General features: G+C 34.2%; 18 protein-coding genes and 1 tRNA gene. 14 read left to right on the top strand and 5 right to left on the bottom strand.

From position 1 onward, the window contains the following. The first annotated feature begins 13 nt into the window (after positions 1 to 13). From O6P34_RS10870 to O6P34_RS10840, 7 genes are all read left to right on the top strand, one after another. Positions 14 to 964, top strand: coding sequence for an isopenicillin N synthase family dioxygenase (locus O6P34_RS10870; protein WP_269684528.1), 951 nt, complete (start codon positions 14 to 16; stop codon positions 962 to 964). Between the two features lie 151 nt (positions 965 to 1,115). Then, complete coding sequence (locus O6P34_RS10865) at positions 1,116 to 1,445, top strand: translation initiation factor (protein WP_269684527.1); 330 nt, start codon at positions 1,116 to 1,118, stop codon at positions 1,443 to 1,445. A gap of 44 nt (positions 1,446 to 1,489) precedes the next feature. After that, complete coding sequence (locus O6P34_RS10860; RefSeq protein WP_269684526.1) at positions 1,490 to 2,359, top strand: nucleoside phosphorylase; 870 nt, start codon at positions 1,490 to 1,492, stop codon at positions 2,357 to 2,359. A 76-nt stretch (positions 2,360 to 2,435) separates the two neighbouring features. Next, positions 2,436 to 3,560 (top strand): SDR family oxidoreductase, encoded by a 1,125-nt coding sequence (locus tag O6P34_RS10855; RefSeq protein WP_269684525.1) that lies wholly within the window; start codon positions 2,436 to 2,438, stop codon positions 3,558 to 3,560. Positions 3,561 to 3,843: 283 nt separating this feature from the next. Further along, a complete protein-coding gene (locus O6P34_RS10850) occupies positions 3,844 to 4,776 on the top strand; it encodes a transglutaminase-like domain-containing protein (protein ID WP_269684524.1) in 933 nt (310 codons plus the stop codon). A gap of 549 nt (positions 4,777 to 5,325) precedes the next feature. Next, positions 5,326 to 9,927 (top strand): T9SS type B sorting domain-containing protein, encoded by a 4,602-nt coding sequence (locus O6P34_RS10845; protein WP_281324523.1) that lies wholly within the window; start codon positions 5,326 to 5,328, stop codon positions 9,925 to 9,927. Between the two features lie 19 nt (positions 9,928 to 9,946). Then, entirely contained in the window at positions 9,947 to 10,834 is an 888-nt protein-coding gene (locus O6P34_RS10840; protein ID WP_269684522.1) for a PorP/SprF family type IX secretion system membrane protein, read from the top strand. Between the two features lie 225 nt (positions 10,835 to 11,059). Here the strand turns inward: O6P34_RS10840 and O6P34_RS10835 are convergent, their stop codons facing one another. Further along, positions 11,060 to 11,410, bottom strand: a complete 351-nt coding sequence (locus O6P34_RS10835; protein WP_269684521.1) for a GIY-YIG nuclease family protein — start codon at positions 11,408 to 11,410, stop codon at positions 11,060 to 11,062. Between the two features lie 56 nt (positions 11,411 to 11,466). Next, a tRNA-Val gene (locus tag O6P34_RS10830) sits at positions 11,467 to 11,544 on the bottom strand. 186 nt (positions 11,545 to 11,730) lie between these two features. On the opposite strand from O6P34_RS10830, the gene O6P34_RS10825 reads away from it, so the two are divergent. Continuing rightward, positions 11,731 to 13,518, top strand: coding sequence for an ABC transporter ATP-binding protein (locus O6P34_RS10825; protein ID WP_269684520.1), 1,788 nt, complete (start codon positions 11,731 to 11,733; stop codon positions 13,516 to 13,518). An 81-nt stretch (positions 13,519 to 13,599) separates the two neighbouring features. On the opposite strand, the gene O6P34_RS10820 is transcribed toward O6P34_RS10825, so the two are convergent. Further along, positions 13,600 to 14,769, bottom strand: coding sequence for a proline dehydrogenase family protein (locus tag O6P34_RS10820; protein ID WP_269684519.1), 1,170 nt, complete (start codon positions 14,767 to 14,769; stop codon positions 13,600 to 13,602). A gap of 92 nt (positions 14,770 to 14,861) precedes the next feature. Here O6P34_RS10820 and aroB point away from each other — a divergent pair, with 92 nt between their 5' ends. The 6 genes from aroB (at position 14,862) to O6P34_RS10790 (ending at position 21,783) form a co-directional block, all read left to right on the top strand. Further along, complete coding sequence (gene aroB / locus O6P34_RS10815; protein WP_269684518.1) at positions 14,862 to 15,929, top strand: 3-dehydroquinate synthase; 1,068 nt, start codon at positions 14,862 to 14,864, stop codon at positions 15,927 to 15,929. Positions 15,930 to 16,219: 290 nt separating this feature from the next. After that, complete coding sequence (locus tag O6P34_RS10810) at positions 16,220 to 17,620, top strand: type III PLP-dependent enzyme domain-containing protein (protein ID WP_269684517.1); 1,401 nt, start codon at positions 16,220 to 16,222, stop codon at positions 17,618 to 17,620. A gap of 94 nt (positions 17,621 to 17,714) precedes the next feature. After that, complete coding sequence (locus tag O6P34_RS10805) at positions 17,715 to 18,686, top strand: deoxyhypusine synthase family protein (protein ID WP_269684516.1); 972 nt, start codon at positions 17,715 to 17,717, stop codon at positions 18,684 to 18,686. An 11-nt stretch (positions 18,687 to 18,697) separates the two neighbouring features. Continuing rightward, positions 18,698 to 19,099, top strand: a complete 402-nt coding sequence (locus O6P34_RS10800; protein ID WP_269684515.1) for a DNA primase — start codon at positions 18,698 to 18,700, stop codon at positions 19,097 to 19,099. A gap of 85 nt (positions 19,100 to 19,184) precedes the next feature. Continuing rightward, entirely contained in the window at positions 19,185 to 21,293 is a 2,109-nt protein-coding gene (gene recQ / locus O6P34_RS10795; protein WP_269684514.1) for a DNA helicase RecQ, read from the top strand. 13 nt (positions 21,294 to 21,306) lie between these two features. Further along, positions 21,307 to 21,783 (top strand): DNA-deoxyinosine glycosylase, encoded by a 477-nt coding sequence (locus O6P34_RS10790; protein WP_269684513.1) that lies wholly within the window; start codon positions 21,307 to 21,309, stop codon positions 21,781 to 21,783. A gap of 1 nt (position 21,784) precedes the next feature. Here O6P34_RS10790 and O6P34_RS10785 read toward each other — a convergent pair whose 3' ends face one another. Both O6P34_RS10785 and O6P34_RS10780 read right to left on the bottom strand, forming a co-directional pair. Further along, on the bottom strand, positions 21,785 to 22,300 hold the full coding sequence (locus tag O6P34_RS10785; protein ID WP_269684512.1) for a DinB family protein: 516 nt from the start codon (positions 22,298 to 22,300) through the stop codon (positions 21,785 to 21,787). 28 nt (positions 22,301 to 22,328) lie between these two features. Then, positions 22,329 to 24,914 (bottom strand): phosphoenolpyruvate carboxylase, encoded by a 2,586-nt coding sequence (locus O6P34_RS10780; RefSeq protein ID WP_269684511.1) that lies wholly within the window; start codon positions 24,912 to 24,914, stop codon positions 22,329 to 22,331. Positions 24,915 to 24,968 lie beyond the last annotated feature (54 nt).

Raw genomic sequence — 24,968 nt, 5'->3', positions numbered from 1 at the left:
CAAAAAATATAATATGCAAAACATTCCTAGTGTAGACTTGCGTGATTTCCTTTCGGTTGACCCGGAACGTAAACAAAAATTTGTAAATGAAATCGGAAGTGCTTTTGAAGACATTGGCTTCGTAGCACTCAAAGGGCATTTTTTAGACGACCAATTGGTTGATGAATTGTATAGCGAAATTAGACAGTTTTTCGCTTTGCCATTAGAAACAAAACGCAGTTATGAAATTCCAGGAATTGGCGGTCAAAGAGGCTATGTTTCTTTTGGAACCGAACATGCCAAAGGCCGAAAAGAAGGAGATTTGAAGGAATTTTGGCATTTTGGACAATATGTTTCTGAAGACTCCAAATATGCTTCGGAATACCCTGAAAATGTTGAAGTAAAAGAATTACCGCGTTTTAACAATGTGGGAAAAGAGGCGTATCAAATGCTGGAAAAAACTGGTGTTTATGTTCTAAGAGCTTTGGCATTACACCTTGGTTTAGATGAATTTTATTTTGACGAATATGCCAAAGACGGAAATTCTATTTTAAGACCAATTCATTATCCTCCTATTACTTCTGAGCCCGCAAATGCAATTCGCGCAGCGGCTCACGGCGATATCAATTTAATTACTTTGTTGATGGGTGCCCAAGGAAAAGGACTTCAAGTTCAAAATCATAATGGAGAATGGATTGACGCTATCGCAGAATCGGATGAATTAGTAATTAATGTGGGCGATATGTTATCCAGACATACAAATAACAAACTGAAATCTACGATTCATCAAGTGGTAAATCCTCCGAGAGAATTATGGGGAACTTCACGATATTCGATTCCATTTTTTATGCATCCGGTAAGTGATATGAAATTAGATTGTTTAGCAAACTGTATTGATGCAGAAAACCCTAAAAAATTCGAAGATATAACCGCTGGAGCTTATTTATATGAGCGTTTGGTTGATTTGGGTTTAATAAAAAAATAACGCTTAAAATTGCAATAATTCATAAAAGACATGGAGCAAATGCTCAATGTCTTTTTGTTTTTACCAATAAGAAATAAAGAGAATTAAGTTATATTTCTCTCTGTAAACCTTAATTTCTTACAGGTTTCAAAATAAAATTAATTTCAAAACTATGGATTTACAAGACCAATTAAAAAACCTATTTCCAGACCACGAACCATCACCGGAAGAAGCAATTGAAGAAGTGGCTCACGAATTATACGTTCAAAAAGAACCTATGATTTGCAAATTCGAAAAACGAAAAGGAAAAGCAACCACTATAATTGAAGGCTACGAAGGCACTGATGAAGATTTTAAAATTCTTGCCAAAGAAATCAAGACTAAACTGAGTGTTGGTGGCACTTTCAAAGAGGAGTCTATTATCATTCAAGGTGATTATCGCGATAAAATCATGACTATTCTAAAAGAAAAAGGCTTTAAAGTAAAACGTGTCGGAGGCTAAAAAGTGTTCCGTTGAGCAACTTTTAAACCTTAAATATAAAAACAATGATACAATCATCAGAATTAATACTTAATCCAGACGGAAGCGTTTACCATTTGAATTTGAAACCCGAACATATTGCTCGCGACATTATTTTTGTAGGCGATCAAAATCGGGTGGAGAAAATTACACAGTTTTTTGACAGCATTGAATTTTCGACGCAAAAAAGAGAATTCAAAACGCAAACCGGAATTTTCAAAGGCAAACGAATTACGGTTATGTCAACGGGAATTGGTCCGGATAATATTGATATTGTGATGAATGAATTGGATGCTTTGGTTAATATTGATTTAGAAACCCGGAAACCAAAAGAAAATCTGACTTCATTAAATATAATCCGAATTGGAACTTCCGGCTCCTTACATGCTGATATTCCTGTGGATAGTTTTGTGATGGCAAAATTCGGGTTGGGTTTAGACAATATGCTTCGCTCCTATTTGATTGACGAAATTTCGAATCCAGCAATGGAAGATGCTTTTATAAAACATACCAATTGGGATTTAAAAAAAGGAAAACCATATGTAATTGCGTGTTCTTCTGCATTAGAAAAAAAGATTGAAAGCCACCAAATTCACAAAGGAATTACAGCAACCGCCGGAGGTTTTTATGGTCCGCAAGGGCGCATTTTGCGTTTGAATATTCAAGATGAAACGTTGAACAATAAAATGGACACTTTTAATTTTGAAGGGACCCGAATTACTAATCTCGAAATGGAAACAGGAGCCATTTATGGACTTTCGCTTTTGCTTGGTCATCAGGCACTTTCTATGAATGCTATCATTGCAAATCGTGCTTCGGGAACTTTTAGCGAAGATCCGTACAAAGCAGTTGATGCATTAATTGCCTATACGCTGGACAAATTAGCGGAAAATTAGTTTTATAAAGAGAGATTAACTTTAAATAAAAACTTAGTTTTTTTAAAACTACCTTTGCTTTTAGAACAAAACTATAATGAAGATAATACTTACAGGTGCTACAGGCGTTTTGGGTTCTCATATTATGTATGAAATTCTGGAACTTTTTATACAAAAAAACAGCAAAAATACCCTTTTTATAATTGCGCGAAACAAAGGGAAAAATTCAGCTCTGGACCGAATAAACGAACTTTTATCGAGCGATTATACGCCTAAAATTTTAAAAGACAAAGGACTCGAAAATCTGCACGAATATCTAGAAATAATCGATTCTGATTTGGCCGATATTCAGGATACTTTTTCAGAAAAAATACAAGATGCTTATTTCATTCATTCTGCCGGATACGTGAATTTATCTACAGATGAAGACCAAAAAGAGAAAATATTTGATGAAAATGCCAAAATTACAAAAGCCATTTTCAATACTTTTCACCCTTTTATAAAAAAGTTCATTTACATTGGCACCGCATTTTCATCCGGTATCCGAAAAGGACTTATTGACAATGATTTTCATAATTTAGATTTTACTCCGGAACATCGCAATGCCTACGAAGGCGCTAAATTTCATTCCGAAAATTTCATAGCTGAGCAATGTAAAAAACTGGGATTGCCTTTTCAAATATTGCGTCCGAGCGTTATTGGAGGTAAAATGTTAGGAAACGAAAGCACTTATTTCATCCAGAAATATATGGTTTTTTATCTTTTGGCAAAATTCTTTCACTTTACAGCTCAAAGAAAAAATGAACAAGAAAATGTACGTTTTATCATCAATGAAGAAACCGGCTTGAACATTATTCCAGTTGATTATGTCGCAAAAATCATTGTAAACACTTTTGAAAGAGATGATATTGAGCAACTTAATATTGTAAACGATACAAGTTTCAATATTGCAAAAGGATTGCAATTAATCATGAAAGAAGTAGGATACACCAATTTTACTTTGATTCAAAACACACTCGATTTCAAATACAAAAACACCATCGAAAAATTGTATTACGAAAGTATTGGGAAGCATTTGAAGCCTTATTTTACAACAACTGCCAACGAATATGACACCACTTTGTTAAACTCTATTTTAGAAATACCAAAACTGGATCAAGAAGCGTTTACAAATATGATTCGGTATGCCCGATTACGCAATTTCAAGGACATTAATGTGTAATTTCAGGAGCTGATTCCTGCTCTACACTGTATCTTTTGTGCTCAAAAAAGAGCACAAAAGGATGCCGTTTCGATCAGGGCTAAATCGTAAAAACAACAACCTTTATATTATAAAAACGTTTCCCTAAGAATTAAAAATTGCTTTACGGAATGGTTTCAAAAATCTTTATCACAAAAAGTGTTAAACAAACTTCAAATTCAATTATTAGCGCTGGGTATTATTGATAAAAAAAGTACTTTTACTAAAATTGTAAAAACGGTATAGCGTTCTGCTTTTTTGAACTATGACACAACCTAAGAAAATTGATTTTAAAAAAATAAAGATGCAACTTCAGGTTAAAAAACCTTGGGATCATATTATTATTTTTTTTCTAAATCTGTTAATTGCGTTTCCCATTTTTATCATATTACATCAAAACATCATCAATCCGAATTGGCCTTTTAATATTGATCGTATTTTTTTGTTTTTGGTTTTATTAGCGGTAATTCATTTTGTTCTACTATCGTTGCGTACTATAATCATCGTTTGTTTAGCCATTTATTTCCTGATTTTATTCTACGGAACCGTAATAGGAAATTATGGGTTTAACAGCGTTTTCGAAGATTATAATTCTATGGTCTATACCATGTCCGACAATCCTTATCCTCAAGATATAATTATTGCCAAACTGCTTCCGTTTCCTAATAAATCCGAAATAATCAGCTCTATTGAATACCAAAATCCGAAGGTGAGAAACTTCGCTATTATGGCGACTTCTAAACATTTTAAGAACCTTAAAGGCTATTCGGATTACCGAACCATAATTCAATGTTTTGCTGTTTTCAAAGAAATAAACCACCGTTGGAATTATGTAAATGATCCAAAAGAAGGCGATTATATCGCCACAGCAAGCGAATCACTCCTTTATTTCTCCGGAGATTGTGACGATCATTCTATTCTTATGGCAGCGGCAGTTAGAGCTATTGGCGGAACTCCTCGCCTGATTCATACTAAAGGCCATATTTATCCGGAAATTTTGATTGGTTCCATGAATGATTTAGAAAAAGTAAATTATTTGATTAAAAATGAATTATTTGTAAAGGAAAGCCACAATCAAAAACTACATTATCACATTGATGAACGTGGTCAGGTTTGGATGAATTTAGATTATACCGCTAATTATCCCGGAGGTCCTTTTTTGTCAGAAGAAATTCTGGGTGCTTTGACCTTAAATTAATTTTGGCTAATCACAATTTATGATTTTATAAACGATACAAAAAAAAAACGTTTTTTTTTGTTTATAAAAAAGTCCTTTTCAATTGTATATTTTCTCCAAAAACACCTTCTTTTTAAAATATCAGTCACTTATTTTAATGCATTAATACTTTGATTGTTAACAAAGTAATAAACAACTTAAGTTTGACAATTAATTATTCTAAAATAATAAATTGTCAAACAAAAATACCTCCCAAAATGTTTCATGAACAAACAATTTTATTCTTTTAGTCTGCTTAAAATCTGAAAACGTTGTCCTGTTTTTTTCAAAATTGGACATTGTAAAGGCTTATTTCAAGTAAATTGAATGCAATGAGTTCTACTTTTGCATGTGATGCACAACAAAAATTTTAACTAAAATTATTTTATGAAAATAAAAAATTACTTACTAGATCAGCTTATAAAATGCAATCAAAACAATACATTTTATAGCAAAAAAATATTATTATTTTTCGCTGTGTTATTTTTCTCTTTATCAAGTAGTTATTCCTTAAACGCTCAAAATGTTAGTTTGACTTTTTCTAAGGGATACATAGGTACTCAAGGGTCTAATACTAATCAGGCGAATATAATTGATAATTTATCTTCTATTGGCATAAATAGAATTAGTTTTAGCCAACCCTATTCTGGGTCTTTTGGAGGTACACAAGGAAACGACTTATCAGGAACCTTAACTTTTTATTTAGCTAATGGAACTTCGTTTTCATTGACAGGTGCTCTTAACTGGAGAGAGACTACGGGATCAACTGTTCAAGTATTTGGGTTTATTTTTGATGCAGGTCAAGATTATACTATTCCTTACGGTTTAAGTCAAACTTATAATATAGTTGGAGGAAGTACATCTAATACAAGTACAACTTTGGGACTAAAAGCATATGCATCAAGCTTTATTTTTATTGATGGAGAAAACAGAGCAGGAAATGCTGCAACCAATGGATTACTTGATGCTCTTAATGCAGAACTATTAAATTCCCCACAACCTTCTTCAGTAAGTTTAAGCACATCAACCGTTACAGAAGGTCAAAACTTAGTATATAACGTCACTTTATCTTCAGCAACAACTACAGGAAATCCACAAACATTTGTTTTTACATATGGAGGAACTGCTATAAATGGATCTGATTACAATGCCACATTTACATTTTCAAATGGAGTAATCAATAATGGTGACGGAACAATTACAGTACCAGGTGGTGTTAGCTCTTTTACAATTACAGCTAATACAATCGATGATAGTGCAATTGAATCGACTGAAACTTTGATACTAAATATTGGTAACAAAACAGGTACGGGTAATATTTCAGATAATGATAGTACTCCATTAACAGCAAGTACATCTCAGACAAACATATCTTGTTTTGCTGGTAGCAACGGTAGCGCATCTGTTGTTGCCTCTGGAGGAACAGGGCCTTACACTTATTCTTGGTCGCCTTCTGGTGGAACAGCTGCTACTGCTACTGGACTTTCTGCTGGTAGTTATACAGTAACGGTTACAGACGCTAATCTAAACTCTATTACTAAAAACTTTACTATTACTCAACCTACTGCAATCAGTACTGCTACAGCTTCTCAAACAAATGTAGCTTGTAATGGTGGTTCGAATGGAACAGCATCTGTAACTCCTTCGGGAGGAGCAGGTTCTTATACCTATTCTTGGGCGCCTTCGGGTGGAACTGCTGCTACTGCTACTGGACTTTCTGCTGGTAGTTATACGGTAACAGTTACAGACGCCAACGGATGTACCGCAACAAGAAACTTTACTATTACTCAACCTACTGCAATCAGTACTGCTACAGCTTCTCAAACAAATGTAGCTTGTAATGGTGGTTCGAATGGAACAGCATCTGTAACTCCTTCGGGAGGAGCAGGTTCTTATACCTATTCTTGGGCGCCTTCGGGTGGAACTGCTGCTACTGCTACTGGACTTTCTGCTGGTAGTTATACGGTAACGGTTACAGACGCCAACGGATGTACTGCAACAAGAAACTTTACTATCACTCAACCTACTGCAATCAGTACTGCTACAGCTTCTCAAACAAATGTAGCTTGTAATGGTGGTTCGAATGGAACTGCATCTGTAACTCCTTCGGGAGGAGCAGGTTCTTATACCTATTCTTGGTCGCCTTCGGGTGGAACTGCTGCTACTGCTACTGGACTTTCTGCTGGTAGTTATACGGTAACGGTTACAGACGCCAACGGATGTACTTCAACAAGAAACTTTACTATTACTCAACCTACTGCAATCAGTACCGCTACAGCTTCTCAAACGAACGTAGCTTGTAATGGTGGTTCTAATGGAACAGCATCTGTAACGCCTTCGGGTGGAGCAGGTTCATATACCTATTCTTGGTCGCCTTCGGGTGGAACTGCTGCTACTGCTACTGGACTTTCTGCGGGTAGTTATACAGTAACGGTTACAGACGCCAACGGATGTACTGCAACAAGAAACTTTACTATCACTCAACCTACTGCAATCAGTACTGCTACAGCTTCTCAAACGAACGTAGCTTGTAATGGTGGTTCTAATGGAACAGCATCTGTAACTCCTTCGGGAGGAGCAGGTTCTTATACCTATTCTTGGGCGCCTTCGGGTGGAACTGCTGCTACTGCTACTGGACTTTCTGCTGGTAGTTATACGGTAACAGTTACAGACGCCAACGGATGTACCGCAACAAGAAACTTTACTATCACTCAACCTACTGCAATCAGTACCGCTACAGCTTCTCAAACAAATGTAGCTTGTAATGGTGGTTCGAATGGAACTGCATCTGTAACTCCTTCGGGTGGAGCAGGTTCTTATACCTATTCTTGGGCGCCTTCGGGGGGAACTGCTGCTACTGCTACTGGACTTTCTGCTGGTAGTTATACAGTAACAGTTACAGACGCCAACGGATGTACTGCAACAAGAAACTTTACTATCACTCAACCTACTTCTATTACAGCTACCACATCACAAATAAACATTTCATGTAATGGTGCATCAGACGGTAGTGCATCTGTTACTCTTTCTGGCGGAACTGGTTCTTATACCTATTCTTGGTCTCCTTCTGGTGGAACTGGATCAACTGCAACAGGTTTAACTGCCGGAAATTACAGTTGTACAATTACTGATGTAAATGGATGTTCAATTATTAAAAATTTCACAATAGCATTAACTTCTTCTTGGAATGATTTAGATTGCGATGGTGATGGTGTGGCTAATGGAACTGAAGTTACCGATAACACAAACCCTGATGACAACTGTTCTTTCACAGCAACAAGTATTACGTTAGTTCCTTCTTCTGCTTGGGAATCTGCCGATTGTGATAACGACGGTATAACCAACAAACAAGAAAAGTTAGACGGTACTGATCCTAAAAATCCTGATACAGATGGTGACGGTGTAACTGATGATAAAGAGAAAACAGACGGTACAGATGCTACTGATAATTGTGATTATCTTACAGCTAGTCAAACTGGAGTGCCAAATGCTGCTTGGGAATCTGCCGATTGTGATAACGACGGTATAACCAACAAACAAGAAAAGTTAGACGGTACTGATCCTAAAAATCCTGATACAGATGGTGACGGTGTAACTGATGATAAAGAGAAAACAGACGGTACAGATGCTACTGATAATTGTGATTATCTTACAGCTAGTCAAACTGGAGTGCCAAATGCTGCTTGGGAATCTGCCGATTGTGATAACGACGGTATAACCAACAAACAAGAGAAAACAGACGGTACTAATCCTAATAATCCTGATACAGATGGTGACGGTGTAACTGATGATAAAGAGAAAACAGACGGTACAGATGCTACTGATAATTGTGATTATCTTACAGCTAGTCAAACTGGAGTACCAAATGCTGCTTGGGAATCTGCCGATTGTGATAACGACGGTATAACCAACAAACAAGAGAAAACAGACGGTACTGATCCTAATAATCCTGATACGGATGGTGATGGTGTAACTGATGATAAAGAGAAAACAGACGGTACAGATGCTACTGATAATTGTGATTATCTTACAGCTAGTCAAACTGGAGTGCCAAATGCTGCTTGGGAATCTGCCGATTGTGATAACGACGGTATAACCAACAAACAAGAAAAGTTAGACGGTACTGATCCTAAAAATCCTGATACAGATGGTGACGGTGTAACTGATGATAAAGAGAAAACAGACGGTACAGATGCTACTGATAATTGTGATTATCTTACAGCTAGTCAAACTGGAGTGCCAAATGCTGCTTGGGAATCTGCCGATTGTGATAACGACAGTATAACCAATAAACAAGAAAAGTTAGACGGTACTGATCCTAATAATCCTGATACGGATGGTGATGGTGTAACTGATGATAAAGAGAAAACAGACGGTACAGATGCTACTGATAATTGTGATTATCTTATAGCAAGCCAAACTGAAACTCCTTCTTCTGCATGGGAAACTACCGATTGTGATAATGATGGTGTTAACAACAAACAAGAAAAGTTAGACGGTACAAACCCTAATAATCCTGATACGGATGGTGACGGTGTAACTGATGGAAAAGAAAAAACAGACGGTACTAATCCAAAAAATACATGTAGCTACCTTGCAGCAAGTCAAACTTTAACACCAAGCTCAATTTGGGATAATGCTGATTGTGATAATGATGGAATTAGCAATGGAGTTGACAACTGCCCATTCAAAGCAAACCAAAACCAATCTGATAACGACAATGATGGCATAGGTGATACTTGTGATGATGATGATGACAACGATGGAATATTAGACACATTGGATAATTGTCCATTAACTCCAAATACAGATCAAGCTGACAGAGATCATGATGGTAAAGGTGATGTATGTGATTTATCATTAAATGTCTCACAAGCTATTACTCCAAATGGTGATGGTATAAACGATACTTGGATGATTTACAATACTGAGCAATATCCAAATTTAACTGTTCGCGTATTTAACCGTTGGGGTTCTGAAGTTTTCTTTGCTAAAAACTATCAAAATGATTGGGATGGACATTACAAAAACAAAGACCAATCACTACCGGAAACTTCAGCTTACTATTATCAAATAGATATTGAAGGAAAAGGTACAATTGACTTACAAGGCTGGATATACATAACAAAATAATTGACTAAGAAAAGATAAAATGAAAAAACGTAATTATAATTATATACTAACTGTTCTACTATTTGTAATGAGTAGTACTCTTTTTGCCCAACAAGAAAGTACTTTCTCCTTTTATAAATATCATATGAATATGGTCAATCCAGCCTATGTTGGTATGGATAAAGAAACTCTTGGAACTAGTTCTATTCGCACACAATGGACAGGAATTGAAAGTGCGCCAAAAACTCAAGCGGTATCATTTGGTACACCTTTAGGAAATAATCTTGGGTTTGGTATGTCAGTAGTAAATGACAGAACTTTCATCGAAAAACAAACTTTTGTTGGAATTGATTTCTCTTATAAAGTAAAGATGAATGAAACTTTTGACTTATATCTTGGATTGAAAGCTGCCGGGAATTTCTATGATGTCAACACTGCTGGTTTAGAAACTTACAATATGCAAGCAGATCCTGCTCTAAACTCTATTCATAGTTTTAATCCAAATGTAGGTGTTGGTGCTGTTTTGAAAAATGATAAATTCTTCGTTTCCCTATCACTTCCTCGACTATTAAATACAGAAAGAGCTAAAAACGAAAATGGTTATGCTACTGTTGCTACAGATAGACCACACGCCTATTTAAGCAGTGGTTATGATTTTGATTTAAATTCTTCATTGAAATTGAAACCTTCTGTAATGGTGCGTTACGTCAATGGTGCTCCAATGTCTGTAGATTTGAATACTATGTTACAAATAGAAAACAATCTTGAAATTGGTGGAATGTACAGAACCGATAAAGCGTATGCTGCAATGGCCAATATTACCATTAACAATCGCTTCATTTTTGGGTTTGCTTATGAAATGAGTACCAGACCAACTTTGGCAAGCGCCAAAAATACGAATGAAATTTTCTTGCAATTTAAATTCTAAACCAATAATAAATTCCAAAAACCAAATTAAATACCTGAAAAAATCCTCAATCTTTGAGGATTTTTTTTTAAATAAAATTGATGGAATTGATTATTTAACGATTAAGCATAAAAAAAACTCCATTATTTCTAATGGAGTTTTTTGTGGGCGATATAGATTTAAAATCGAATCAAGTACTTGATTTTGTGATGGTTATTGGTTCGATATGAAGCAAAAAAAATGACCTTAAAATAATCTAAGGTCATTGGTACTACTGTGGGCGATGAGGGGTTCGAACCCCCGACCGCTTCCGATGAAAATCGGAATGCTCTGGACCCGCTGAGCTACTCTTTTTTTTGAGATTAATTCTTGAATCTTAATTCTACTTTTCCAAGATTTAATTTGTAATTCTCTCTTGTGAGCTAATTCTTTAGTTTGATAGTTTTCGACATGAACAACTTTCCAGTCGTTTACATTTCCAGTAAAGCCTTTGCTTTTTTGATTATGCCTAACGAGTCTTTCTTCTAAATTAGAAGTGAATCCAACATAAAATCTATTCTTGGTTGCGCTTAATAAAATGTATACTACAAAGTCCATAACTATTTGAAATAAAAAAACCTCCAAAATCAGATAATTTTGAAGGTTTATAATTATGGTGGGCGATGAGGGGTTCGAACCCCCGACCCCCTCGGTGTAAACGAGGTGCTCTGAACCAGCTGAGCTAATCGCCCTAATTGTGAGTGCAAATATACATTTAGAAATTGTATTTGCAAGTGATTTTTTAGAAAATTAATTAAAAAAGTGAACAATAAATACTTATTCCCTCACTTACAACCTTTTAAATATTCTATCAAAAGGTGTTATTTTTTTGTTATGAATCGTTATAGTATTACATTTGGAACAATAAAATTTATAAAATGGGAAGATTCAAAGAAAACGATTTGCCAAAATCAAAAATTACTGCAAGTTCACTCAATAAAGCCAAAATTATTTTTAAATATGCAGGGAAAAATCGTTGGAAATTTTATGTTGGTCTAGTCTTTCTGCTTCTTACCAGTGTAACCGCTTTGGCTTTCCCTAAATTTATGGGAATGTTAGTAGATTGTGTCAATAAAAAAGACAGCGCTCTTGCGAATCAAATTGCCCTTGGATTAGGATTAGTCCTAATATTACAATCTGTTTTTTCATTTTTCAGATTATCACTATTTGTAAATTTCACTGAAAACACATTGGCTAATGTTCGTTTAGCACTTTATACTAATTTAGTCAAATTACCGATGTCTTTTTTCTCGCAAAAACGAGTTGGAGAATTGAACAGTAGAATCAGCAACGATATCGGACAAATTCAAGATACACTGACAACCACAATTGCAGAGTTTTTACGTCAATTTATCTTAATAATCGGAAGTTTTATAATGCTGGCCAGTATCAACATCAAGTTAACTATTATGATGGTTTCAGTAGTGCCATTAGTGGGAGTTGCTGCAGTTATTTTTGGCCGATTCATTAGAAAGTATTCTAAAAAAGTTCAAGACCAAGTAGCCGAAAGCCAAGTTGTTGTCGAGGAAACTATGCAAGGAATCAGTATTGTAAAAGCTTTTGCAAACGAATGGTACGAAATAGAACGCTATAAAGAAAAAATCAAAGAAGTTGTAAAAATCGCCATTAAGGGTGGTCAATTCAGAGGTTATTTTGCTTCATTCATTATTATTTGTTTGTTCGGAACTATTGTGGCTGTTGTTTGGTACGGCGTTCAATTGAGTATTGCAGGCGAAATTACCGTTGGTGAATTATTCACCTTTATTTTGTATTCAAGTTATGTAGGTGCTTCATCAGGCGGAATTGCCGAATTGTATGCACAAATGCAAAAAGCGATTGGTGCTACTGAAAGAGTTTTTGAATTATTGGAAGAAATTCCTGAAAAAATCAACACTACACAAAGTGCGGCCTCAGTTGAGAAAATAAAAGGAAATGTTACGTTCAAAAATGTAGCTTTTCATTATCCTTCGAGAAAAGAAGTCAAAGTATTAAAAGATGTAAGTTTTACCGCCAGCTTCGGGCAAAAAATAGCAATTGTCGGGCCAAGTGGCGCTGGTAAATCGACTATCGCTTCCTTATTATTGCGTTTTTACAATGTTAATGAAGGCGAAATATTAATTGACGAAAAAAACATTTACGATTATGATTTAGAAAATCTTCGCGGGAATATGAGTATTGTTCCACAGGACGTAATTCTTTTTGGCGGAACTATTCGGGAAAACATTGCTTACGGAAAACCTAATGCTACCGAAGAAGAAATTCTTATTGCAGCAAAACAAGCCAATGCTTATAATTTTATTGAAAGTTTCCCTGAAAAATTTGAAACAATTGTCGGTGAAAGAGGAATCAAATTATCGGGTGGACAACGACAACGCATCGCAATTGCAAGAGCTTTATTAAAAAATCCAAGTATTTTAATTCTGGATGAAGCCACTTCTTCATTAGACAGTGAAAGCGAAAAGTTAGTGCAAGAAGCATTAGAAATTTTGATGGAAGGAAGAACCAGTATAATTATTGCGCACCGCCTTTCGACCATACGCAGCGCAGATCAAATTTTGGTTCTTGATAACGGCGAAATAACTGAACAAGGAACACATACTGAATTAATTACTTTAGAAAACGGAATCTATAAAAATTTAAGTAATCTGCAGTTTAATAATTTTTAGAAAATAACTTCAATAAAAAAACTCCATTCGCCTATGCAAATGGAGTTTTTTTTATGCTAAAAATCTAAGAACAGATGAAAACTACTTCCCTTTTCTTCTGTTTCTTTCTGTTTTTATCATCGCTAATTCTCTGCTTGTTTGCCCAGCTACCGAAGTATTTTCTTCTGCACGACGAATCAAGTAAGGCATCACATCTTTTACAGGACCAAACGGCAAATATTTAGCCACATTATATCCATGAGCTGCCAGATTATAACTGATATTATCACTCATTCCGTATAATTGACCAAACCAAACATTGTGATCATTAGTTTTTATTCCTTTTTCCTGAATTAAATCCATTAATTTGTAAGAACTCAATTCATTATGTATTCCGGCAAAAATGGACATCTGGTCTAAATGCTCCATCATGTATTGAACTGCTGCGTCATAATTCACATCTGTAGCTTCTTTTGAAGCACAAATTGGAGTTGGATATCCTCTTTCTTCAGCACGCTCATTTTCCTTTTCCATGTAAGCACCTCGAACTAATTTCATTCCAATAAAAAAACCTTCTTTTTTAGCTTTTTCATGCAATTTTTTTAAATAATCCAAACGATCCCAACGGTACATTTGTAAAGTATTAAAAACAATTGCTTTCTCTTTATTGTATTTCTGCATCATTTTAGTAACCAAATCATCGGCGGCATCTTGCATCCAACTTTCTTCGGCATCAATCAATAAAGCAACATTTTTTTTATGGGCTTCGTTACAAACAAAATCAAAACGTTCCACTACTCTATTCCACTCTAAATCTTCTGCCGGAGTCAATGCTTGCTTTTCACCTACTTTTTCATATAAATCAAGACGACCAAAACCGGTTGGTTTAAACACTGCAAACGGAATTGCTTCCCGTTCTTTGGCAAATTCTATTGTTTTTAAAGTCATTTCAAGGGCCGCATCAAACTGCTCTTCTTCTTCTTTTCCTTCTACTGAATAATCTAAAACAGACGAAACTCCTTTGGTAAACATTTTATCGACCACAGTCAAACAATCATTCTCATTTACACCACCACAAAAATGGTCAAAAACAGTTGCACGTATTAATCCTTCCACCGGAAGGTTCGCTTTTATAGCAAAATTGGTTACAGCGGTTCCTATTCGCACTAAAGGCTGATTATCAATCATTTTGAAGAGAAAATAAGCTCTATCGAGTTCGGTATCGCTTTTTAATGAAAATGCAATTTGTGTGTTATTGAATATTTCTTTCATTTTTTGTTATATTTTTATACAAATATAGATAGAGTTTTCAATATTAATTACCAAAAATTCCCTTATTTTGCGCTTTCATTTAATACAAAAAGATGCAGACGATTCAAGCCAATAATTACCCAATATATTTCAACGAAAAAGGATATGAAGCCCTTAATCTTCATTTAAAAGAACATAAATATTCTAACCTGTTTATCATCGTTGATAGTTGTACCAATGAATTTTGCTTGCCTAAATTCCTTCCGTATTTAGAAACAGAACTTACTATAGAAATCATAGAATTTGATGCGGGAGAAGCCAATAAAAACATTGATACATGTGTAGAAATCTGGAAAGTATTGACGGAACTTGGTGCTGACAGAAAAAGTCTTGTAATCAATTTGGGGGGTGGAGTTGTAACTGATTTAGGTGGTTTTGTATCTTCTACGTTCAAAAGAGGTATTGACTTTATTCACATCCCAACAACGCTGCTTTCTATGGTAGATGCATCGGTAGGTGGAAAAAACGGAGTAGATTTAGGGAATCTTAAAAATCAAATTGGGGTTATAAATGTTCCAAAAATGGTTCTTATAGACACCCAATATCTTGAAACAGTCCCACAAAACGAAATGCGTTCCGGATTAGCAGAAATGTTGAAACACGGACTAATATATGACAAAGCCTATTGGGAACAATTTTTGGATTTAAAAGCCATTGATTTCGCTGATTTTGATGCTTTAATTTACCGTTCTGTTGAAATCAAAAATGAAATTGTAAAACAAGATCCTACCGAAAAAAATATCCGAAAATCATTGAATTTTGGACACACTCTGGGACATGCAATTGAAAGTTACTTTCTGGAAAATGAGAATAAAACTACATTATTGCACGGAGAAGCCATTGCTGTAGGAATGATTCTGGAAAGTTATATTGCACTAAAAAAGGATTTGATCAACGAAGCAGAATATTTTCAAATAAAATCAGCTATTAAATCCATATATAACGACATCATTTTTGAAGAAAATGACATCGAACCTATCTTAGAATTGCTTATTCATGATAAGAAAAATGAGTTTGGAACCATCCAATTCGCATTAATTGAAGGTATCGGAAAAATAAAAATCAATCAATTGGTTGAAAATGAATTAATTCTTGCCGCCTTTCAAGATTATAAATCTTAATCCATTTTTTACGAAAAAGGATTGCATAACGTATATATTATTTTTTACATTTGCTGCAATGAAAAGAAATCAAAATCAAATATATTTTAGTTCCGATAGAAACCAAAACAATATTCCTTTTTTAAGAATATTGAATCGTTTTTATGCTATCAAAGGCAACTTTAGTTTTGATTTATTTCAATACTTGAAAGCAGAAAATGAAAAGCTTCAGATCGTTTATGCAAATATTCGGGTTTGAATTTTAGTTTAATTATTTTTATGTATATTTAATCTAAAATTCTGAAAACTAAATGAATACAAAATACTACGACTTAATAAATCAAACTTATTATTTCCCTCAAGAAGAGTTTACCTTAAACAAAGATAATCTTCAGTTTCACAATATCGATTTGATGAAACTGGTAGAAAAATATGGTACGCCATTAAAATTCACTTATTTACCTCAAATTTCTAACAACATCAACAAAGCCAAAAGCTGGTTTCGTAAATCGATGGAAAAAAACAAATATGAGGCTAAATATTTTTATTGCTACTGTACCAAAAGCTCTCATTTTGAATACATAATGAATGAAGCTTTCAAAAATAATATTCATATCGAAACGTCATCGGCATTTGATATTAATATTGTTGAAAATCTTTTGGCAAATGGCAAAATAAACAAAAGCACATATGTAATTTGTAATGGTTTCAAAAGAGATCAATACATTGACAACATTGCCCGATTAATAAATAATGGTCATAAAAATGCCATTCCTATTATTGATAATTTTGAAGAATTAGATTTGCTTCAAGGTCAAATAAAAGGAAAATTTAAAATTGGGATTCGTATTGCTGCAGAAGAAGAACCAAAATTTGAGTTCTATACTTCACGTTTGGGAATTGGATACAAAAACATTGTTCCTTTCTATAAAAAAGAAATTAAGGAGAATAAAAAACTGGAACTTAAAATGTTGCACTTTTTTATTAATACCGGAATTAATGACAATGCTTATTATTGGAACGAATTAGTAAAATGTATCAAAGTATATGTGGCGCTAAAAAAAGAGTGTCCAACATTAGACGGTTTGAATATTGGTGGTGGTTTCCCTATCAAAAATTCATTAACTTTTGAATACGATTACCAATATATGATTGATGAAATTATCAATCAGATTAAAATTGCCTGTGACGAAGCAGAAGTTGATGTTCCCAATATTTTTACCGAGTTTGGGTCTTTTACAGTTGGAGAAAGCGGCGGTGCCATTTATCAGATTTTGTATCAAAAACAACAAAACGACAGAGAGAAATGGAATATGATTGATTCTTCTTTCATTACAACTTTGCCGGATACTTGGGCTATCAATAAACGTTTTATCATGCTGGCTGTTAACCGCTGGAATGATACTTACGAAAGGGTTTTATTAGGCGGAATGACTTGTGATAGTGATGATTATTACAACTCTGAGCAAAATATGAATGCCATTTATTTACCTAAATACAATAAAGAAAAACCATTGTATATTGGTTTTTTCAATACAGGAGCATATCAGGAAACAATAGGTGGTTATGGTGGTTTGCATCACTGTTTAATCCCACAACCCAAACATATTTTAATTGACCGGGACGAAAACGGAATTTTGGCAACCGAAGTATTTTCGGAACAACAAACTTCTGAAGACGTTCTAAAAATATTAGGTTACGACAAAAAATAATTATTAAATACACAATTAGTCAATTTAAAAATTCGTTAAATTTGGATGCATATCTTTCAACCTTTTCGATTTTTAAATCTTTAAATTAAAAAAAATGAGCAAAGGACCAATCAGTCAGTTTATTGAAAAGCATTATTTGCATTTTAATTCTGCATCTTTAGTTGATGCCGCAAAGGCATACGAACAGCAATTAGCCAATGGTGCAAAAATGATGGTGAGCATGGCTGGTGCAATGAGTACCGCTGAAATTGGAAAGATTTTTGCCGAAATAATCCGTCAGGATAAAGTGCAAATTATTTCTTGTACAGGTGCCAATTTAGAGGAAGATATCATGAATTTAGTGGCTCATTCTCACTATGAAAGAGTACCAAATTACCGTGATTTGACTCCACAAGACGAATGGGATTTATTAGAAAGAGGACTAAACAGAGTTACAGATACTTGTATTCCGGAGCATGAAGCATTCCGTCGTTTGCAAAAACACATTTACAAAATCTGGAAAGATGCTGATGATAAAGGAGAACGTTATTTTCCACATGAGTTTATGTACAAAATGTTACTTTCTGGTGTTCTTGAAGAATATTATGAAATTGACTTAAAAGACAGCTGGATGTATGCCGCTGCTGAGAAAAACTTGCCAATTATTGTTCCAGGATGGGAAGATAGTACCATGGGTAATATCTTTGCTTCCTATGTTATAAAAGGAGATTTAAAAGCTTCTACAATGAAATCTGGTATAGAATATATGGTTTTCTTATCTGATTGGTATCCAAAAAATAGTACAAACGGTGTTGGATTCTTCCAAATTGGAGGAGGAATCGCAGGTGATTTCCCAATATGCGTTGTACCAATGTTGTACCAAGATATGGAAATGCATGATATTCCTTTTTGGAGCTATTTCTGTCAGATTTCAGACTCAACAACCAGTTATGGTTCGTATTCTGGAGCGGTACCGAATGAAAAAATAACTTGGGGTAAATTAGATATCAAAACGCCAAAGTTCATTATTGAGTCCGATGCTACAATTGTGGCACCTTTAATTTTCGCTTATTTATTAGATTTATAGAATAAAAATTTATGAAAAGAGTAATTGTTGATTACGCAAAACTTACCAACGAAATTTTAAACCTTTTGGTAGAGAAATTTCCTGATGGTTATGATGATTCGAACATTATCCGTTTTAGAAATGCTAAAAACGAATTAATTGAAGCTGTCGAAGTACGAACTGAGGATACTATTTATTTAGTAAAAGTAAGCACCAAATTAGCAGACAGAATTGAAAATTTTGACGAAGATGATGAAATTATCGACGAAGTCGTAGAACCAATCAAAGGTCTTGACCTTGACGATGACGACATTGACGATGATGACGACGAAGATGAAAATCTGGACAAACCTGATTCCGAAAGTGATGACGACGACGAAGCAGATGATAAAGAAATCTCTGACGAAGACGACGAAGATGATGATGAAGATTAATTTTATTCATCAATAAAATAAAAAAAGGAACTCGCTAAAATGAGTTCCTTTTTTTATTAACTTAGAAATTCAAATATACGCCATAATGACAACAGAAATTTTACACGCCAAATTAAAAGAGAATTTTGGGTTTGAAAAATTCAGACCCAATCAAGAAGCCATCATAAATTGTGTGCTTTCAGGTCAGGACACTTTAGCCATTATGCCAACCGGAGGAGGGAAATCAATTTGTTTCCAACTCCCTGCTTTAGTTTTACCCGGCATAACGATTGTGATTTCTCCACTTATTGCCTTGATGAAAGATCAAGTAGACAGTTTAAAAGCAAACGGAATTGAAGCTTGTTTTATCAACAGCAGCCAAACAGAAACGGAACAGCAATTTTATATAGATCACTTACAATCGAATCTGATGAAACTGGTTTATGTCGCTCCCGAAAGTTTATCCTACTTAGAAAATGTATTTAGTCAAACAACAGTAAGTCTGATTGCAATTGACGAAGCACATTGTATTTCGGCTTGGGGACATGATTTTAGACCTGCATACACCAACTTAGGATACCTAAAAAATCGCTTTCCTTCTACTCCAATCCTTGCTTTAACTGCCACTGCTGATAAAGCTACACGTAAAGACATTAGCCAACAATTAAACCTTAAAAATGCTAAAACTTTCGTAGCTTCTTTTGATAGAAAAAATTTAAGCTTAGAAGTTCGGCCCGCATTAGACAGAGTCAAACAAATTATCGATTTTATAAAAGGAAAACCTAATGAATCCGGAATTATCTATTGTTTAAGTAGAAAAACAACCGAAGAATTAGCCGAAAAATTACAAAAAATCGGCCTTAATGCTAAAGCCTATCATGCAGGTTTAGACACTAAAATTCGCTCTAAAACCCAAGATGAATTCATTAATGACGATTGCCAAGTAGTTTGCGCGACAATAGCTTTTGGCATGGGAATCGACAAATCAAATGTACGCTGGGTAATTCATTACAATTTACCCAAAAACATTGAAGGTTATTATCAGGAAATTGGTCGTGCCGGTCGGGATGGATTACCGTCCGAAACTATACTATTCGAAAGTTATGGAGATGTCATTCAATTACAAAAGTTTGCTTCTGAAGGTTTAAATGCCGAAGTACAATTGGCCAAACTCGAAAGAATGAAACAATACGCGGACGCACTGAGCTGCCGTCGCAAAATATTACTTTCTTATTTTGGTGAATTAGTGACCGAAAATTGTGGTAACTGTGACATTTGCAAAAACCCTCCTGCTTTTTTTGACGGAACAATTATTGCACAAAAAGCATTGTCAGCCGTGATTCGTCTTCAAGAAAGCGAGCCATTACCCGTAATTATTGACTTTTTGAGAGGTTCAAAAAACGCATACATTTTTGAAAAAGAATATCAAAATTTGAAAACTTATGGCGTTGGTCATGATATTTCTTGGTACGATTGGAACCAATATTTAATTCAACTGATTAATTTAGGATTTTGCGAAATTGCTTTTCACCAACAAAACAAAATCAGATTAACCGCTTTTGCCAAAAAAGTATTGTTTGAAGGAGAAAAAGTACTCCTGAATACCGTTCAGAAAAACAATATAGAAAAATCCGAGAGCAAAGAACCGAAAAGTAAAACTATCGCCAATTCTCTTTTTGAAACACTTAGAAGACTACGTTATGAAATTTCAAAAGAGGAAGAAGTTCCAGCTTACGTGATTTTCAGTGATGCAGCTTTGCGCCAAATGGAAACTAACAGACCAATGAGTGATCAAGAATTAATCGCAATTGACGGAGTCGGAAAAGCAAAACTTGAAAAATATGGAGATGTCTTCATTAAAGTTATTATCGATTTTGAAAAAAACAAACCTTTAAAAAGGAAAAAAGAAGCCACAACTTATAAAGAAACATTAGAATTATACCTAAAAGGATTTTCGGCTGAGGAAATTTCGCAACAGCGAAAACTAGGCATTGGAACTATTATGTCACATTTAGCAAAATTATATGTTGATGGAGAAGCAATCGACCTAAGTCCGTTTATCTCAAAAGAAGAAGTCGAACAAATTGCCGAAGCGCAACAAAAACTAGATGCGCCAAATGCACTAAAACCGTATTTTGATTTTTTTGAAGAAAAAATGGCTTATGAAAAAATACGTTTAGCGTTAGCAATTTTAGAAAAAGAGAATTTAGTGTAAAAAATCAATGTATATGATCAATTCCTTTCCGGCATTTGTAGATTCTAACACTAAAATTTTGATTTTAGGAACAATGCCCGGCATAGCTTCGTTGACTAAGCAGGAATATTATGGAAACCCGAGAAACCATTTTTGGAGAATCATGTATACTTTGTTTGATACTTTGCCGGTTTCTGATAGTTTTGAAGAAAAAATACAATTACTGCAAAAAAATAAAATTGGACTTTGGGATGTTCTTGAAAATTGTGAAAGAAAAGGAAGTTTAGACATACATATCAAAAATCATAAAGAAAATGATTTTGGAATGCTATTCAAACAATACCCGGCAATTCATACCATTGTTTTTAACGGAAAAGAAAGTCACAAGTATTTTATTAAAAAATTCGGGCAAATAGAAGGCATCACGTATTATGTGATGCCTTCGACTAGTCCTGCTAATACAATGTCTTTTGAAAACAAATTGAAAATTTGGTCAACAGGTTTTCTATAATCTACAAATATCTTTCTTGAAAAACATTCTGATGGTGTTTTTGATGTCCAATAATTATAAAACCTATGGCACGAACAGAAATCACCGTTCCTGATGCCGTTCCTATTCTTTTTAATTGCTCTTCTGAAAAACTCTTAAAAAGAAATAAGGCTGCGTAACGAACCGCAGAGAATTCAGCTAATAAATCCTGAATACCTCTTTCGTTAGCTTTTGTGTTTTCTACATAATCATTTTCCTCAAAACCTGGCAACGGAGTGGTATCATTTCTGGAAATTCGCAAAGCTCTATACGCAAAAATACGTTCCGTATCAATCACATGCTGAATAATATCCTTTATTGTCCATTTTCCTTCGGCATACCGATAATCGAATTTATCCATTGGAATATTTTGGACAAAACGAATAAATTCATGTAAACAAATTTCCAATTCTTCTATCAATTCTACATTTGCAGCGGCTTTGATATAAGTTGCGTTAAAATTTGAATATTCATTTACTGGTAATTGATTTGAATTCATACCTTTTACTTTTTATTAAAAACCTGAATTAAGCTGAATTCCTACTTGCATTTGTGTTACCAAAAAGAGAGCGGGTTACAATCTTTTCATATACTTTAATTAGCTCCTCATTTGGATTTTTTTCTTTATTCAACTCATTAATTTTGGTTAGTGCATATTGTTGTATCGTCAACAAAGGCAACACAATACGCTCTCTAATTTGAATTGATGCTTTACCGTCAGGATAGTTCTCCATTAATTCTTTATGACCTGCAATTTTCAACAACAATCTTTTAGTTTCTAAAAATTCATCATAAATAATTTGCCAAAATTCTCCAAATTCAGGATCTTTTCTCATATAAGCAGTCAATGGAAAAAATGATTTTGCCAATGACATCATACTGTTTTCTAATAAAGTTTTTACAAACAAAGAGTTGTCATATAAATCCTGAACCTTATCCCATTGATTTGTATCTTCAAAATGCTTTAACGCAGAACCTACCCCAAAAAACCCTGGTACATTTTGCTTTAATTGACTCCAAGAACCAACAAAAGGTATTGCACGCAAATCTGCGAAATCTAAATGTTCTGATTTGCTTCTTTTAGACGGACGACTACCAATATTCGTTTTAGCGTAATATTTCAAAGTACTCATCTGCTCTAAATAAGGAATGAATTTTGGATGATTCTTAAAATTCAAATATTTTTGATATCCAAATTCAGCCAATTGATCTAAAATTTCTTTTTCATCAGTGGATAACCTATTTTGTCCTTTGTTAAAAACCTGATTGGTAGCTCCTGCACTCAATAAGTTCTCTAAATTGTAACGACAAGAATCTAAAGTTCCAAAATTAGAACTAATCGTTTGTCCTTGTACCGTAACCTGAATCTCATTATTCTCAATATTTGGACCTAATGAAGCATAGAATTTATGTGTTTTACCACCTCCACGTGCTGGCGGACCACCTCTACCATCAAAGAAAATAGCTTTAATTCCGTATTTTCTTGAAATTTCGGTAAGCTCCTCTTTTGCTTTATAAATACTCCAGTTTGCCATCAAATATCCACCATCTTTTGTACCGTCAGAAAAACCAAGCATAATTGTTTGCTTCATATTTCTATTCACTAAATGCTTCGCATATGCAGGATTGGTATATAATTTTTCCATAATGGCATGCGCATTTTGCAAATCATCCACCGATTCAAAAAGTGGTATAATATCAACTGTTGGGTCTTGCCAATTACTCAAACGGAATAATGCAAACGTTTCCATTACATTCAGTGCGCTTTCGTTATTACTTATGATATAACGATTTGCACCATATTCACCGTTCTTTTCTTGTATCGATTTAATAGCTTGAATAGACTCAATTGTAGAGCGTGTCATTTCATTATCAAAAACATTTGCGTCTAAATTTCCATTTATGCTTGACAGAACCTCAAACTTCTCTTGTTCCGAAAGTTCAAAATAGTTCTCTGGAAAAACGTCCGCATTCGATTTCAAATAAAAATTCACGACATCATTAAAAACAGCATCATGTATCTTACTATTTTGACGAATATCTAAAGAAGCAAAATGAAAACCAAACAAATTAACTTTGATAAGCAACGCCTCTAATTCGTCTAAATACAAAGACTGATGTTGTTCTTGTATAATGAATTTTATCTTGTTTAATTGGGTTTTAAACTCCTCTAAAGTAATATAAATTTCTCCTTTTGAATAAAAAACAGAACGATAAAGTTTTTGTTCTAATTCAGATACCAAAACATCTACACCTGAGAATGTTAACTTACGTTTCAAACTTCTCATTTCGATGTAATAACATTTCAATATTGAAGTTCTTAAACGTTCAGCAACTTTTAATGTAATTTCAGTTGTGACAAAGGGATTACCGTCACGATCTCCTCCAGGCCAAAAGCCCAATTTAATTATAGGATTTTTGATAGAATTACCGTGAAATAAATTCTTTTCAAGATAATGCACCATTTCACCGGCAGTTTCGTAAAACACATTTTCTAAATACCAAATCAAACTTACAGCCTCGTCAAAAGGATTTGGTTTTTCAATTTGAATAAAAGGCGTTTTTCCTAATTGAGCTAATAATTGTTTAATATCAAGTAAATCGTTTTTACGGATTGCATTTGTCAAATCATTGATAATTCCGAGTACAGCACCAGGATAAAACTGTGTTGGATGTGCTGTTAAAACAGTTCGAACATTGAAATTTTCCAGAAACTCAATCAACTCTTCGGTATTATTTTTAGCATCCGCTTTTTCTTTAATATCTCGAAGCGAACCTCTTCCTTCCATGTTATTCACAACCGGAAACGCAGCATCTTCAATAGCATCAAACAAAACAATTTGACGCTCAATATATTGAATAAAACGAAACATCAAATCGATTTTATCCTCTTCTGAATCTGTATGCAAATATTTTTGAGCAAAAAAATTGACAATCTCTCCCGGAGTTTCCTGTTTTTTAAACCCTGTTTCACAAATATCTGTAAATAAAGGAAGTAAAACCCCTGTATTATCTATAGAATCAAAAGGCAACGTGATAAAGACACTGTTGTAAATATGATATTTAGAGAGAACGTCTTGATTGAAACGTTCAATTTTAGGCAGTGTATACATAATTTTGTTATAGTTGGTTTAATTTAGTCGGTTTTTCATAAAAAAACCCCAAGA

Source organism: Flavobacterium lacustre, from assembly GCF_027474525.2.
In the GTDB taxonomy this organism is placed as follows: Bacteria; Bacteroidota; Bacteroidia; order Flavobacteriales; family Flavobacteriaceae; genus Flavobacterium; species Flavobacterium lacustre.
This window is presented reverse-complemented; position numbering and strand designations above follow the sequence as displayed.

Coding starts and splice junctions, on each gene's coding strand:
- O6P34_RS10870 (WP_269684528.1), top strand. CDS start 14: ATGCAAAACATTCCTAGTGTAGACTTGCGTGATTTCCTTTCGGTTGAC.
- O6P34_RS10865 (WP_269684527.1), top strand. CDS start 1,116: ATGGATTTACAAGACCAATTAAAAAACCTATTTCCAGACCACGAACCA.
- O6P34_RS10860 (WP_269684526.1), top strand. CDS start 1,490: ATGATACAATCATCAGAATTAATACTTAATCCAGACGGAAGCGTTTAC.
- O6P34_RS10855 (WP_269684525.1), top strand. CDS start 2,436: ATGAAGATAATACTTACAGGTGCTACAGGCGTTTTGGGTTCTCATATT.
- O6P34_RS10850 (WP_269684524.1), top strand. CDS start 3,844: ATGACACAACCTAAGAAAATTGATTTTAAAAAAATAAAGATGCAACTT.
- O6P34_RS10840 (WP_269684522.1), top strand. CDS start 9,947: ATGAAAAAACGTAATTATAATTATATACTAACTGTTCTACTATTTGTA.
- O6P34_RS10835 (WP_269684521.1), bottom strand. CDS start 11,410: ATGGACTTTGTAGTATACATTTTATTAAGCGCAACCAAGAATAGATTT.
- O6P34_RS10825 (WP_269684520.1), top strand. CDS start 11,731: ATGGGAAGATTCAAAGAAAACGATTTGCCAAAATCAAAAATTACTGCA.
- O6P34_RS10820 (WP_269684519.1), bottom strand. CDS start 14,769: ATGAAAGAAATATTCAATAACACACAAATTGCATTTTCATTAAAAAGC.
- aroB (WP_269684518.1), top strand. CDS start 14,862: ATGCAGACGATTCAAGCCAATAATTACCCAATATATTTCAACGAAAAA.
- O6P34_RS10810 (WP_269684517.1), top strand. CDS start 16,220: ATGAATACAAAATACTACGACTTAATAAATCAAACTTATTATTTCCCT.
- O6P34_RS10805 (WP_269684516.1), top strand. CDS start 17,715: ATGAGCAAAGGACCAATCAGTCAGTTTATTGAAAAGCATTATTTGCAT.
- O6P34_RS10800 (WP_269684515.1), top strand. CDS start 18,698: ATGAAAAGAGTAATTGTTGATTACGCAAAACTTACCAACGAAATTTTA.
- recQ (WP_269684514.1), top strand. CDS start 19,185: ATGACAACAGAAATTTTACACGCCAAATTAAAAGAGAATTTTGGGTTT.
- O6P34_RS10790 (WP_269684513.1), top strand. CDS start 21,307: ATGATCAATTCCTTTCCGGCATTTGTAGATTCTAACACTAAAATTTTG.
- O6P34_RS10785 (WP_269684512.1), bottom strand. CDS start 22,300: ATGAATTCAAATCAATTACCAGTAAATGAATATTCAAATTTTAACGCA.
- O6P34_RS10780 (WP_269684511.1), bottom strand. CDS start 24,914: ATGTATACACTGCCTAAAATTGAACGTTTCAATCAAGACGTTCTCTCT.